Origin of the sequence: Roseibium sp. SCP15, from assembly GCF_040329435.1 — a bacterium.
GTDB lineage: Bacteria > Pseudomonadota > Alphaproteobacteria > Rhizobiales > Stappiaceae > Roseibium.
Genome location: NZ_JBDZYI010000002.1, coordinates 686,934 through 700,396 on the forward strand (window position 1 = coordinate 686,934; position 13,463 = coordinate 700,396).

11 protein-coding genes are annotated in these 13,463 nt (G+C 57.3%); 9 read left to right on the forward strand and 2 right to left on the reverse strand.

Features of this window, described 5'->3' with window-relative positions:
- Nucleotides 1-153: 153 nt before the first annotated feature.
- From ABLO27_RS10575 to ABLO27_RS10600, 6 genes are all read left to right on the forward strand, one after another.
- A complete protein-coding gene (locus ABLO27_RS10575; RefSeq protein ID WP_353032706.1) occupies nt 154-585 on the forward strand; it encodes a methylglyoxal synthase in 432 nt (143 codons plus the stop codon).
- Nucleotides 582-1,622 carry an ROK family protein gene (locus tag ABLO27_RS10580; RefSeq protein WP_353032708.1) on the forward strand — a complete coding sequence of 347 codons (1,041 nt, stop codon included), beginning with the start codon at nt 582-584 and terminating at the stop codon, nt 1,620-1,622. Before ABLO27_RS10575 ends, ABLO27_RS10580 begins: the two co-directional genes overlap by 4 nt.
- Nucleotides 1,623-1,633: 11 nt before the next feature.
- Complete coding sequence (gene hrpB / locus ABLO27_RS10585; RefSeq protein WP_353032710.1) at nt 1,634-4,105, forward strand: ATP-dependent helicase HrpB; 2,472 nt, start codon at nt 1,634-1,636, stop codon at nt 4,103-4,105.
- Between the two features lie 285 nt (nt 4,106-4,390).
- Nucleotides 4,391-5,626: an ABC transporter substrate-binding protein gene (locus ABLO27_RS10590; protein WP_353033504.1), complete on the forward strand. Its 1,236-nt coding sequence runs from the start codon at nt 4,391-4,393 to the stop codon at nt 5,624-5,626.
- A gap of 15 nt (nt 5,627-5,641) precedes the next feature.
- Complete coding sequence (locus ABLO27_RS10595) at nt 5,642-7,333, forward strand: ABC transporter permease (RefSeq protein ID WP_353033505.1); 1,692 nt, start codon at nt 5,642-5,644, stop codon at nt 7,331-7,333.
- Between the two features lie 8 nt (nt 7,334-7,341).
- The gene (locus ABLO27_RS10600) at nt 7,342-8,043 is read left to right on the forward strand and encodes an ATP-binding cassette domain-containing protein (RefSeq protein WP_353032712.1); all 702 of its coding nucleotides are present in this window, start codon (nt 7,342-7,344) and stop codon (nt 8,041-8,043) included.
- Nucleotides 8,044-8,060: 17 nt separating this feature from the next.
- On the opposite strand, the gene bfr is transcribed toward ABLO27_RS10600, so the two are convergent.
- Entirely contained in the window at nt 8,061-8,546 is a 486-nt protein-coding gene (gene bfr, locus ABLO27_RS10605; RefSeq protein WP_353032714.1) for a bacterioferritin, read from the reverse strand.
- A gap of 15 nt (nt 8,547-8,561) precedes the next feature.
- Complete coding sequence (locus ABLO27_RS10610) at nt 8,562-8,804, reverse strand: (2Fe-2S)-binding protein (RefSeq protein ID WP_353032716.1); 243 nt, start codon at nt 8,802-8,804, stop codon at nt 8,562-8,564.
- A gap of 155 nt (nt 8,805-8,959) precedes the next feature.
- Between ABLO27_RS10610 and ABLO27_RS10615 the strand changes: the two genes are divergently transcribed.
- The 3 genes from ABLO27_RS10615 to ABLO27_RS10625 all read left to right on the forward strand — a co-directional run bounded on the left by ABLO27_RS10615 (nt 8,960) and on the right by ABLO27_RS10625 (nt 13,445).
- Complete coding sequence (locus ABLO27_RS10615) at nt 8,960-9,718, forward strand: SDR family NAD(P)-dependent oxidoreductase (RefSeq protein WP_353032718.1); 759 nt, start codon at nt 8,960-8,962, stop codon at nt 9,716-9,718.
- 195 nt (nt 9,719-9,913) lie between these two features.
- The gene (locus ABLO27_RS10620; protein ID WP_353032720.1) at nt 9,914-12,349 is read left to right on the forward strand and encodes a methyl-accepting chemotaxis protein; all 2,436 of its coding nucleotides are present in this window, start codon (nt 9,914-9,916) and stop codon (nt 12,347-12,349) included.
- Between the two features lie 151 nt (nt 12,350-12,500).
- Nucleotides 12,501-13,445, forward strand: coding sequence for a class I SAM-dependent methyltransferase (locus ABLO27_RS10625; protein WP_353033506.1), 945 nt, complete (start codon nt 12,501-12,503; stop codon nt 13,443-13,445).
- Nucleotides 13,446-13,463 lie beyond the last annotated feature (18 nt).

Consider the following 13,463-nt stretch of genomic DNA (forward strand, 5'->3'; position numbering starts at 1 on the left):
GCCGCGTTCTGAACCTGAACGCGGCTTTTTCTTTGGCGTCATGCGAAACGATTTAAAAGCTTCTACTGCCAGAATGCGCATAACCTTTGCGCTCTTCCATCTTTGCCGCTAAACACGTCCCCGCTGCGTGTCGCTTTGCAAAGAGGATCCTCAATGCCTGCCACTCCCACTCTTGCGCTTGTTGCGCATGACGCCAAAAAGGACGCCATGGTGGAATTCGCCAAACGTCATCGCGAAAAGCTGGCGGCGTTCAATCTGGTCGGAACAGGCACAACCGGTGGCCGGATCCACGATGCCTGCCCCGAACTGAAGATCACGCGGCTGAAAAGCGGCCCTCTCGGCGGTGACCAGCAGATCGGCGCCATGATTGCCGAAGGCCGTCTGCAGGGCCTGCTCTTTTTCGTGGATCCGTTGTCTCCGATGCCACACGATGTCGACGTCAAGGCATTGATGCGACTGGCCCTGGTCTATGACATGCCCATGGCGCTCAACCCTTCAACGGCCGATATTCTGTTGCGTTCGGCACGCCTTCAGGGTCTCAAGACCACGTCCAACACTCCCGAAGTCAGCACAACCGCATCATGAGTTTTTCCGAAAATTCAAAATCCTTTGCCTATCCCGTTCTTGTCGCCGACATCGGCGGCACGAATGCCCGCTTTGCACTTGTCGATCACGCGGAAGCGCCGACCCGCATGTGCGGCAAGACGGCAACCGCTGATCATTCCGACATTTCTTCTGCAGTCCGCGAAGTCGTGTTTCCCGAGACAGACATCAAACCGCGCACGGCGATCATTGCCGTCGCCGGCCCGGTCACCGGTGACATCATTCCATTGACGAATGCCGCGTGGGTCATCGAACCGCTCAAGATGATCGCGGACCTCGGAGTTGAGGAAGTTATTGTTCTGAACGATTTCGAGGCCCAGGCCCTGGCATTGCCCGGCTATCAGGGAGCGGACATCGAACAGGTGGGAACGGGCGCCGTTCGTCCGGAAAGCGCGAAATTCGTGCTCGGTCCCGGAACCGGCCTTGGCGCTGCGGCAATGATATACGCCGCCGATACCTGGATACCGGTGCCCGGTGAAGGCGGCCATGTCGAGCTTGGCCCCGTGACCGACGAGGATTTCGAGATCTGGCCGCATATCGAGCGGTTCGGTGGACGTCTCGGCGCCGAGCAACTTTTGAGCGGAACCGGGCTGCCGCGTCTTGCAAAGGCCGTAACCCAATGGACGAACTCCGAACGGCAGTTTGAAACCCCCGCAAGCATCACAAAGGCCGCAGAAGAAAACGATCCGGTTGCCGTCAAGACGCTGGAAGTCTTTGCAAGATGTCTCGGCCGGGTTGCAGGTGATTTTGCGCTGACTGTCCTGGCGCGCGGCGGAGTCTACCTGACTGGTGGCGTAACCCCGCGGATCACAAGGTTCCTGACTTCTGGCGGCTTTCGGGCAGCTTTCGAGGCCAAGGCACCGCACGAAACGCTCATGAGCAAAATTCCGACTTTCATCGTCCGTCACCCGGATCCGGCTCTCGAGGGCCTGGCATCTTTTGCACGGGCTCCGGGCGCATTTGCGGTTGACATGAAAGGTCGCCAATGGACCGGACCTGTGAAAGCCGGTGACAGCTGAAATTAACTCAGATGGCTTCCGCTTCCGCCTTCCGGTCTTCCCTGCCAATTGATGGCGTTCTGCCGGACCTCCTGCAAACGCTTGAAAGGCAAAACAATGCGGTGCTCGTGGCAGAACCGGGTGCCGGCAAGACCACACGTGTTCCTCTTGCGCTGCTGAAAGCCGGCTGGCGGCAAGACGGCAAGATACTGGTACTGGAACCTCGCCGTCTCGCGGCGAGAGCAGCAGCCAGACGCATGGCCAGCGAACTTGGAGAGCGCCCCGGAGAGACTGTCGGTTACCGGGTGCGGATGGAGACCAAGGTCAGCGCGAAGACCCGGATCGAAGTCATTACCGAAGGTGTCTTCACGCGGCTCATTCTGGACGATCCCGAACTCACCGGTGTTGCCGCGATTCTCTTTGACGAGTTTCACGAACGTTCCCTTGACGGTGACCTCGGCCTGGCCCTTGCGCTGGATGTACAATCTGCGCTCAGGGAAGATCTGCGCCTGGTTCCCATGTCTGCGACGCTGGACGCTGCAGGAATTTCCGATCTTTTGGGAAATGCGCCGGTTATTGAGAGCAAAGGTCGCAGTTTTCCGGTTGAAACCCGCTATCTGGGACGGGATACGAAAGATCGGATCGAGCCGCAAATCGTGCGTGCAATCAGGCAAGCTCTGACAGAAGAGACCGGTTCCCTACTGGTGTTCCTACCAGGCCAAGGTGAGATCAAGCGCACCGCTGAGCTGCTTTCAGGAAAGGTCCCCGCTGGTTACCAAGTCGCCCCGCTTTACGGCGGATTGGATTCCAAGGCGCAGGACGCGGCAATCCGCCCAGCTCCGGACGGCATCCGCAAGATCGTTCTGGCGAGCGCGATCGCACAGACTTCGCTGACCATTGAAGGTGTCCGCGTGGTGATCGACAGCGGGCTGTCACGCGTTCCCAGATTTGAACCGCAAACCGGACTTACCCGGCTTGAGACAGTGCGTGTTTCCAGAGCGACGGCAGATCAGCGACGCGGGCGTGCCGGCCGAACTGAACCCGGAGTGTGTTATCGGCTCTGGGATGAAGCACAGACCGTGGCCCTGCCTCAGGCCGAAGCTCCGGAAATCCTGGAGGCGGATCTTACCGGTCTGGTGCTTGATCTTTCCGCCTGGGGCACGCTGGACCCGGCGGCTCTTGCCTTTGCAGATGCACCTCCGAAGGCCGCATGGTCCGAGGCGAAAACCCTGCTTCAGGACCTGCATGCACTCGATCATTCGGGCCACCTCACCCGGGAGGGCAAGGCACTCGCGAAACTGCCTTTGCATCCACGACTTGCCCATATGCTGATTGAGGGCAACGAGAGAGACTTGGGATATACCGCTGCACTCGTCGCGCTTTTACTTTCGGAGCCGGGACTTGGAGGCCGTGATCCTGACCTTCGGCAGCGGCTCAAGAACCTCCGGAATGACAAGGGACAGCGCGCCAAGGATGGCCGGGCCCTGGCCGCACGATGGCTTAAGTTGGCAGGTGGGAGCGGCGTTGATTTTGATGTCGAAAGCGCAGGGCTGCTGCTGGCGCTGGCCTATCCTGATCGCGTTGCGCAGGCGCGCGGTCAGTCCGGTCGGTTTCGTCTTGCAAACGGCAGAGGCGCGGAACTGGAGCGCGAACACGCTCTGGCCGGTGAACCATTCCTGACCGTCGCCGACATTCAGGGGAAAGCTGCCAGCGGACGCATTCAACTTTGTGCTCCTATCTCGCGGGAAGAGATCGAAGATCTGTTTTCAGCGGATATTGTTGAAGAAGACGAGGTTCAGCTGACGGCAGATGGCGCCCTGAAAGCACGCCGGGTGACCCGTTACAAGGCAGTTGAACTGCAATCAGCGACAATCAAATCCGCAGATCCCGCCGCAATTGAAAAGGCGCTGATTTCAGAAATACGGCGCCGGGGTGTTTCCCGCCTTCCCTGGAGCAAGGATCAGGAGCGCTTGCGCAGACGCGTGACTTACGCGCGGGAAAATGGCGCAGCAGACCTTCCTGATGTGTCCAACCAGTCGTTGACTGAAGGTCTTGAAAGCTGGTTGCAGCCGTTTTTGACCGGGCGCAGCAACCTGAGTTCTGTCGATGCTGCAGTGCTAGGCAACGCGCTGTCGGTTCTGATCCCTTATGATGCAGCAGCACGGCTCGATGAGCTCGCTCCGTCCCACTTTACCGCCCCGACTGGTAGCAGGGTTCCAATCGACTATGGGGCCGCTGCCGGACCGACCCTGTCAATCAGGGTGCAGGAGCTGTTTGGCCTCAAGGAACATCCAAGCGTATGCGGTGGCAATCTTCCGCTCATTCTGGAACTGCTCTCTCCAGCGCAACGCCCGATCCAGATCACCAAGGACCTCCCCGGTTTCTGGGCAGGGTCATGGGCTGACGTGAAGGCGGACATGAAGGGCCGCTACCCCAAGCATCCCTGGCCGGATGATCCAACAAACGCTGAAGCAACGAGACGGGCAAAGCCGAGGGGAAGTTAGTTCCTCAAGATCATCAAACATTTGTTGGTCGTCCAAAGCATCCAAAGTTTTTCCAAATCCTGTGCAGGCCCTTTCAGGTCGACGATCCTTTGGTTTTCCTTTCAGTCATCCGTCCCTTTCCCCGGCGGGTATGACCCATAGATAATCAATCGTGGAATAGATTAATGACACATACGTCTAATCTGATGCCCGTATCCGCACCGAGAGAAGATGTTCACAAAGCCTTGTCTTGACCGTGTCATCACCCATGCGCGAGGGAACGGGAAACACTCAAGAGGACACATGATGACTCGATTTCTGGCTGCCGGTATCGGCCTTCTGGGAACTCTGCTGACCCCATATGCTCTGCAAGCGCAGGAAACGGCGCCAAGCCAGACCAGCGATTGGCAGGCTGTTCTGGAAGAGGCGAAAGGACAAACCGTCTACTTCCATGCCTGGGGTGGGGAGCCGAGGATCAACGCTTATATCCAGTGGGCTGCGCGTGAGATCGAACGGGACCATGGTGTCCGTGTTGTGCATGTGAAAGTCAGCGATACGGCGAGTGTCGTTTCGCAGGTCCTGGCAGAAAAGTCCGTGGGCAAGGAGACCGGCGGCGCTGTGGACCTTATCTGGATCAACGGCGAAAACTTCGCCTCCATGAAGGAAAACGAATTGCTTGCCGCCCCTGGCTGGGCCGAAACACTTCCCAACTGGCAATATGTCGACGTGGAAAACAAACCGACTGTCACCGTCGACTTCACTGTTCCGACAGATGGTCAGGAAAGCCCCTGGGGAATGGCGAAACTGGTGTTCATGTACGACAGCGCCCGCCTGGAGACGCCTCCGGCAAGCCTCGAAAGTCTGCTCGACTATGCAAAGAGCAATCCAGGCCGGTTCGCCTATCCGCAACCGCCGAACTTCTATGGCACGACGTTTCTGAAGCAGGTGCTGGCGACCACCGTTGAAGACAGGAAACTGCTCTCCAAACCTGTCGACAAAACTGCATTCGACAATGCGGTTGCGCCGCTGTTTGCCTATCTGGATGAATTGCACCCCTATCTTTGGCGCCAGGGAAAGGCCTTTCCGAAGAACGCTGCCGACATGCGGCAGCTGCTGGCCGACGCTGAGCTGGACATTGCCTTCTCGTTCAATCCGGGAGATGCCTCCGGTGCCATTGCGAATGGCGAACTGCCCGAGACTGTCCGCACCTTTGTTCTGGACGGCGGCACAATCGGCAATACCCATTTTGTCGCCGTCCCGTTCAACAGCTCCAACCAGGCCGGCGCAAAGGTCTATGCGAATTTTCTTCTGTCTCCCATGGCCCAGACCCGCAAACAGGAACCCGAAGTGTGGGGCGATCCCACTGTTCTGAATGTAGCTGCCCTGCCTTCCAATGAAAAAGCACTGTTCGACGCACTGGATCTTGGACCGGCGACCTTGTCGCCTGAAGAGCTCGGACCGGTGCTGCCCGAACCCCACCCGAGCTGGGTCAGCGCACTGGAGGAAGCCTGGACAGAACGTTACGGTGCCGGGAGCGAGTGAGGCCCATTGCCGAAAGTGACCGGCAGACCGGACATCCCGACAGTCCTGGTAACAACTCTGCTTGCAGGGCCGGTGCTTGCCGGCCTCGCAGGTTCCTTGTTGCCTGCCTTGGGTTATCTGCCGGTTCTGGGATATGACAAATTTTCCACGACACCCTTCCGCGAATTCATTTCAACCCCTGGCCTTGGAAGATCGGTTCTGCTCAGCTTTGGCACTGGCCTCGCGGCGTCCGTCATATCGCTGGCCATCGTGCTTGTGTTCATCGCCGGTTGGTCAAGCACACGCACCTTTCGCCTTTTGACCCGATTTTTGTCGCCGCTTTTGTCGATACCGCACGCCGCGGCGGCCATCGGTTTGGCCTTTTTGATTGCTCCGTCCGGTTTTCTGGTCCGCCTTTTTTCACCCTGGGCCACCGCATGGACACGCCCTCCGGACATCCTTGTCCTGAACGATCCCTATGGCCTTGCCATGACCTTCGGTCTCGTTGCCAAAGAGGTCCCGTTCCTGTTTCTGATGACACTTGCAGCGTTGAACAGGCCGCACATTCAGGACTATTTCAGGGCCGGGGCCAGTCTCGGCTATGGCCGGATGGCGAGTTTCTTCAAGGTCGTGTTGCCGCAAATCTATCCGCTGATCCGCCTGCCGATGCTCGCAGTGATTGCCTATTCGACTTCTGTCGTCGACGTTGCGCAAATCCTCGGCCCAACCACACCGTCTCCACTCGCCCCCAGACTGGTGGAGTGGATGAATGATCCAGATCTTTCCAAGCGGCTGATGGCATCGGCCGGCGCCGTTTTGCAGCTTTGCGTGAGTGCGGCTGCCCTCTTGCTCTATCTCATGCTGGAGCGTCTGTGCGCAGTCGTCCTCAAGCTTCGATACGCGAGCGGACGCAGGCACAAACGGGAAAATCTCGCCCGCAAGTCCGGCCTGTTTGTCATGGTGGCAATCATTTCCGCCATGGTGCTGGCCATTGTCGTACTCGGGCTCTGGACCGTGGCGAAATCCTGGTGGTTTCCGGCGGCTCTTCCGCAGCGCTGGAGCCTCAATCGCATGTCGGATGCCTTTTCCATGGGCGGGCCGGCTTTGTCAGCTACGCTCGCGATCGCAATCGTGGCCGCTCTCATTGCGACTGCCTTGACCCTCTGGTTGCTGGAAGCACGCAGCTTCCGAAATGTCAGAACGGGCCGCCGGTTGAACCTCCTGATTTTCCTGCCGTTGCTGGTTCCCCAAGTCAGTTTTCTGTTCGGGCTTCAGGTCCTGTTTCTGATAACTGGTCTGAGCGGAACATTTACATCGGTGCTTCTTGCTCACCTGATTTTCGTTTTCCCTTACGCCTTTCTCGCACTCAGTGATCCGTGGAAGCGACTCGATCCGCGATTTGCCAAGGCAGCGGCTTCTATTGGGGCTTCCCGGGTGCAAATTTTCTGGAAGATCCAGTTCCCATTGCTCCTGCGACCAATTCTTGTGACTTTCGCAGTGGCAGTCGCGGTTTCCGTCGGCCAGTATCTGCCGACACTGATGGTCGGTGCCGGCAGGATCGTCACGGTCACGACAGAGAGCGTCGCTCTGGCCAGCGGCGGGAACCGGCAAGTCGCAGCGCTTTATGCCTTGTTGCAGCTGATTATTCCTTTCGCCGTCTTCTCTCTGGCGGCGATTGTGCCTTCCCTCATTTTCCGCAATCGTTCCGCCATGCGGTTAGAAAGGTAGCGCCAAGGATGGTCTCAACCCCGCCCCTTTCCGGCCTTGTGCTTGAGCATGTTGCAATCCGGCTGGATGGCAAGCTGCTGCTTGAAATCGATTGCCACATTCAACCGGGAAAGATCCTGACGATCATGGGTGAGAGCGGCAGCGGCAAATCGAGTTTGCTTGATTTCATAGCCGGGTTCCTGCGGCCCGTATTCGAAGCGAAAGGCCGGGTGTTCCTCAATGGCCAGAACCTGACGACGATGCCGGCGCAGGACCGGCATATCGGCCTCATGTTCCAGTCACCGCTGCTCTTTCCGCATATGTCCGTATTGCAAAACCTGATGTTTGCAATTCCACATCACATCAAGGGCAGATCGATCCGACGCGAAATGGCGGAGCAGGCTTTGACCGATGTCGGCCTTACCGGATTCAGCGCGCGCGATCCCGCAACGCTTTCAGGCGGTCAGCAGACGCGCGTCGCCCTGATGCGAACACTTCTGGCCGACCCCAAGGCACTGCTTCTGGACGAGCCTTTCTCAAGCCTCGACCAAACTCGCCGCGCGGATGTGCGCGAGCTGGTGTTTCAATTGGCCAAGAAAAACAATCTACCCGCGTTGCTGGTCACCCATGACGCGGAAGACGCGCGCGCGGCTGGTGGCATGGTTCATTGGCTTGATGACAGCAGAAACCAAAACGGCTGCACCGGTTCAGTGCAGCCGCAAGAATTCTAGCTTCGGTTGACGGAGACTTATTCAGCCTGATCTGCCGACTTGGCATGCAGCAGAGAGTAATTGTCGATACCGATTCGCTCGATCAGACCCAGCTGGGTTTCAAGGAAGTCGATATGACTTTCTTCGTCTTTGAGCAGCTGCTCGAACAGTCCCATCGAAACGTAGTCACCTTCTTCGCGGCAAACTTCACGAGCTTCGTGATAGAGCGCTCTTGCGACATATTCAGCTGCAAGATCCCCTTCCAGGCATTCCTTGACCGATTGGCCGATGCGCAGCGGATCAAGCGTTTGAAGGTTCGGCAGACCTTCGAGGAAAATGATGCGATCCATCAGGTCCTGGGCGTGCTGACGCTCTTCGTCGGCTTCTTCCAGTTCCTTGTCAGCCAGTTTGCCAAAGCCCCAATCGGCCAATAGGCGCGCATGGATCCAGTACTGATTAACCGCGGTCAATTCATGGCGCAGGGCCTTGTTCAAATAGTCAATAACGCGCGGTTCGCCTTTCATAGGCCCTCTCCTCAATTACCTGCCCGCAGCGCGCTTCAACGGTGCACGTTGCGGTTTGACTTTCTCTCCCTCTTCAGAGCCTTTTTCGTGAATGATGTCAATGACTGATGGAAAACAACTTCCACATCTTGGCCGGCATCCCAGGTGGCGAAAGACGGCACCAGGGGTAGGCACTTTTCCGTTGGGATCTGCTCGCATTTCCGCTGCTGCTTCGCGAAGCTGCTCGTCAGAAAGAACATTACAGGAGCAAATGATCATAAATGGATCCGCACAGTGTCCGTCTGGATATCAGCCTTACTTGATAAGACCCGGCCCCGTGGACATATTGGCATTGACGTTTTTCTGCGCAATAACGAAACTTCACTACAAGAGTCAACTTTTTCCGATTTTTCCAACGCTGAATAGGAACTGAAATGAGCGGCAAGAAGAGCTCTGGCACCCGCCCTACCCTGGTGCTGACTGGTGCCAGCCGCGGTATCGGTCATGCAACCGTGAAGAGGTTCTCAGCTGAAGGGTGGCGTGTGATCTCCTGTTCCCGTCAGGCGTTTTCAGACAAATGCCCCTGGCCGAGGGGCCCGGAAGATCACATTCAGGTTGATCTTTCCGATCCGGAAAATCTCGGTTTTGCCGTCCAGGAGATCCGCAAGCGGCTGGAAGAACACGGTTCCCAGCTGAACGCGCTGGTCAACAATGCCGGCATCAGCCCGAAAGGTCCGAATGGCGAACGCCTCGATTCCCTTACCACTGCGATGCACGAATGGCGCACGGTGTTTCAGGTGAATTTCTTTGCCCCCATCCTTCTCGGGCGGGGTCTGTTTGAGGAACTGAAGGTCGCCAAGGGGTCTGTGGTCAACGTGACTTCGATCGCCGGAATGCGGGTTCATCCGTTTGCCGGGACCGCCTATGCCACATCCAAGGCGGCACTTGCATCGCTGACCCGCGAGATGGCGGCGGATTTCGGGCCGCACGGTATTCGCGTAAATGCCATCGCCCCGGGAGAAATCGACACATCCATCTTGTCCCCAGGCACGGAAAAGATGATTGACGATATTCCATTGCGCCGACTTGGTCTGCCGGAGGAAGTTGCAGACACGATCTTCTATCTTTGCTCAGACAAATCGTCTTACGTGACCGGTTCTGAAATTCACATCAACGGCGGCCAACACGTGTAGTTTTCATGCCCTCAATCCAGAATTTATAATTCTGGTGAAGATAAAATGTCGCAGTCTTTATAGCATTGAAAACCTTCACGAATAATCGTTCGCAGGTACATCTTCTAGATAATCGCAGTAATTTACCTAATCTTCATTGCCGGTCACAATACTAACCGCACGATAATGCTGTTCTTTCGGCTGTGCGGGGATCGAATGAAACGAATTCTGAAGGTATTGGTCGACCTGAAATTTGGCTTCAAGGTCGGCGGCGGGTTTCTCGCGGTATTATTGCTTACAGCAGTGGTGGGTGGCGTCGGTTTCCTGGCGATCCAAAACCTCTCCTCGAGCTTCGTTGTTGCTGATCACGCAGCTCAGGTTGGCGGTCAGGTTCAAATTACTTCGTTGAAGCGCGAAGACTACCTGAACAATCCGTCCACCGAGTTGAGCGACGAAGTCAATCAGGAAATCGCCAAGCTTGATGCCTCGCTCCAGGAACTGGCGCATGAAGTTGCTGGCCAGCCTGAAGCAGAGGCCCAGGTTGCCGGAGCCTCACAGGCCGTCTCTGAGTTCGCAGCAACATTTGCTCAAGTCGTCGACCAGACCAACCAGCAGAACGAGCGTCTTGCCACACTGCAGGCAAGCACGACTGATCTGGAAGCCCTGGCTGCCAGCATAACAGACGCAGTCCTGACAGAAGAAAAACGCGTCAGCGCAGAAGCTTTCACCGCAAACGGCCGCCTGGATGATGCCAACCAGCTGCAACGTGCTGTATTCGAGTTGAAGGACGAGGTCGTTCAGATTCAACTGGCTTACCTGGAAGGCAGCGGAAACATCGAAGGTGAAAACCTCACCAAGTCCATCGATGTGGCGAGATCCATCGTTTCTGAGTCAAAGCAGATGCGGTACAAGCAGGTTGAAGGCATTCAGAAAAAGACTGTCAGCAAACTGGCGGGACAGTCGAAGAAACTTCTCAATTCCCTGGAGAACCTGACCAAGGACCTCGGTTTTTCCGAAGCCTACGACGCACGCCTTGCCGTTGGAACAGCTATTGAGAACGTCAATGCGCTTACCCAGGACATTCTGGGGCAGGTCCTGCCGGTCGTTTCCAAGGCCAAGACCGATGCGCTGACGGCTTCCACCCGCCTGGCGACCATCCGTTCGATCGCAGATAAGGCCACCAAGCTGAACCAACTGGCACTCTCCGCGCGTTCAGAAACCCTTTATCTGTTCGGCTCCTTTGGAGCGACCGACCAGAGTGCGGTGGAAAACCAGATTGCAGGTCTCCTGGCGATTGAGGAAGATTTGGTCAAGTACGCCAATGTCTTGCCGTCAGCCGCCGAGGCGATCAACGCAATTCCGGTATCGATTGTTTCCCTCGACCGCTCGTTCAAGGAGATGCTGACCGCAAAGGCGGACCTGATGGGCAAGCGTCATCAGTTGGACAGTCTGACGAGAAAAGTCAGCGCCGACATCACTGCCATCGCCGACACGCAATCGGAAACCGCCAATTCCGCCGCCGGCGCGGCTGAAGTTCAGATCGCCACGACGATCCTGCTTGCGATCCTTGGCGGTATCGGCCTTGCCTTTGTCCTGAACCTGGCCATCACACGCCCGATCCACACCATTACCAACGTCATGAACCGCCTGGCCAATGGCGACAATGACGTCGACATTCCGGGTATTGATCGTGGCGACGAAATTGGCGGCATGAGCCGCACGGTTCAGGTCTTCCGGGACAATGCTGTCGAGCGTGCTCAATTGCAGGAGCAAAATGCGCGCGAAGAAGCAGATCGTCAGGAACGCCAGCAGCGGATCGACAATCTGATCAACGGGTTCCGTGCCACCGCCGAAGATGCCCTCGGTTCGGTTGAAACCACTGCGGACGGTCTCGACAACACCGCCCAGGCCCTGACGGAAATCGCAAGGGACAGCGCCGGATACGCGACCGAGACGCAATCTTCCTCCAACGAGACCACGAACAACGTTCAAACTGTTGCTAGTGCCGCTGAAGAACTTGCTGCCTCCATCGGCGAGATCTCCCGCCAGGTTGCACAGACCACCGAAATCGTTGATCGCGCGACGACGGGAACCCGGGTCACCAATGAAAAAGTTGAAGGCCTGGCAGAGGCCGCAACAAAAATCGGTGAAGTGGTCACTCTCATTCAAGCGATTGCAGAGCAGACCAATCTGCTGGCTCTGAACGCAACCATCGAGGCTGCCCGTGCGGGTGAAGCCGGCAAGGGTTTTGCCGTTGTTGCGGCCGAAGTGAAAGAACTGGCGACGCAGACGTCCAAAGCGACCGAAGAGATCAGTTCCCAGATCACCGAGATACAGAACGCAACAAAGGACTCTGTTGTGGCTATCGGCGAGATCGCCGAAACCATGAACGAGGTCAACAGCTACACCACTGCCATCGCCTCCGCGGTCGAGCAACAGGGTGCGGCGACCGCCGAGATTTCGCAGAACGTTCAGCGTGCTGCCGAAGGCACCGGTGCCGTGTCCTCTTCAATGAGCCAGCTGTCGCAGGCCGTCGACCAGACTTCCTCTTCCGCAGACATGGTTCTGTCGGCTTCCGGTGAGCTGACCGAAAAGACCGATCAGCTGAAGAACGAGGTCGAGCGCTTCCTCTCGGAAGTCGCAGCGGCGTAAGCTGCCCGGTTCGAATTCAAAAGGCGGGAGTGCTGGTCGCTCCCGCCTTTTTTGTTGCCCCAGTCATCATGCAACCGTTGACCTTGCGGCGACAGACGACTAAGGCGAAGCTATATCCAACTTCCTGAACCGAGAGACCGTCGTGGCGGAAATGACCAACGCCCCTTCCTTTGCACCATCCGGCAAGTCCCCCAACCAGCTCTGGCCCGTCATTCTGGAGACAAAGGGCTGGAAAGATTACCGACTTCTGGACATGGGCGAAGGACAGAAACTGGAGCGTTATGGCCGCTTCACGATCGTCCGGCCGGAACCACAGGCGATGGGCGCGCGCCGCCTCAAGGAAAGTGCGTGGAACAGGGCCGATGCCGTCTTTTCTGGCGACACGGAAGAAGAAGGCCCCGGCCGATGGAAGTTTTCCGGCAACGTGCCCGAGACCTGGCCAATGTCCTACGGACCGGTGCGTTACAACGGCCGGTTCATGTCGTTCCGCCATGTTGGCGTCTTTCCTGAACAGGCTGCACATTGGGACTGGGTCAATGGCAAAATCCGCGCCGAGCGCGAGCGCGCACCTGACAGGCCGCTTAAAATCCTGAATCTGTTCGGCTATACGGGTTTGGCTTCCCTGTTGCCGGCAACGGAAGGTGCACAGGTCACACATGTTGATGCCTCGAAAAAGGCCATCGGCTATGCCCGTGAAAACCAGGCACTGTCAGATCTGGAAGACCTGCCGATCCGATGGATCTGCGAGGATGCCTCAAAGTTTGTTGCCCGCGAGGTTCGCCGGGGCAACACCTATGACGGCATCATTCTGGATCCGCCCAAATATGGCCGTGGCCCCAAGGGCGAGGTCTGGGACCTTTACACAAGCTTGCCCGGCATGCTTGCCGACCTGCAGCAGTTATTGTCAAAGGATGCCCTGTTCATGATCCTGACCGCTTACGCAATCCGCTCCAGCTTTGTCTCGATCCACGAGTTGATGGCTGAAACGCTGGACAACCAGGGTGGCCTGCTAGAGTCGGGCGAACTGGTGATCCGTGAAGAGGATGGCAAACGCGCCCTTTCCACATCGCTCTTTTCCAGATGGAGCAGCCGCTGACGGCTGCCCATGACTTGC

Bases quoted from the DNA above. Each gene is read 5' to 3' on its own strand.
- ABLO27_RS10575 (WP_353032706.1), top strand. From the start codon at position 154: ATGCCTGCCACTCCCACTCTTGCGCTTGTTGCGCATGACGCCAAAAAG.
- ABLO27_RS10580 (WP_353032708.1), top strand. From the start codon at position 582: ATGAGTTTTTCCGAAAATTCAAAATCCTTTGCCTATCCCGTTCTTGTC.
- hrpB (WP_353032710.1), top strand. From the start codon at position 1,634: ATGGCTTCCGCTTCCGCCTTCCGGTCTTCCCTGCCAATTGATGGCGTT.
- ABLO27_RS10590 (WP_353033504.1), top strand. From the start codon at position 4,391: ATGACTCGATTTCTGGCTGCCGGTATCGGCCTTCTGGGAACTCTGCTG.
- ABLO27_RS10600 (WP_353032712.1), top strand. From the start codon at position 7,342: ATGGTCTCAACCCCGCCCCTTTCCGGCCTTGTGCTTGAGCATGTTGCA.
- bfr (WP_353032714.1), bottom strand. From the start codon at position 8,546: ATGAAAGGCGAACCGCGCGTTATTGACTATTTGAACAAGGCCCTGCGC.
- ABLO27_RS10610 (WP_353032716.1), bottom strand. From the start codon at position 8,804: ATGATCATTTGCTCCTGTAATGTTCTTTCTGACGAGCAGCTTCGCGAA.
- ABLO27_RS10615 (WP_353032718.1), top strand. From the start codon at position 8,960: ATGAGCGGCAAGAAGAGCTCTGGCACCCGCCCTACCCTGGTGCTGACT.
- ABLO27_RS10620 (WP_353032720.1), top strand. From the start codon at position 9,914: ATGAAACGAATTCTGAAGGTATTGGTCGACCTGAAATTTGGCTTCAAG.
- ABLO27_RS10625 (WP_353033506.1), top strand. From the start codon at position 12,501: ATGACCAACGCCCCTTCCTTTGCACCATCCGGCAAGTCCCCCAACCAG.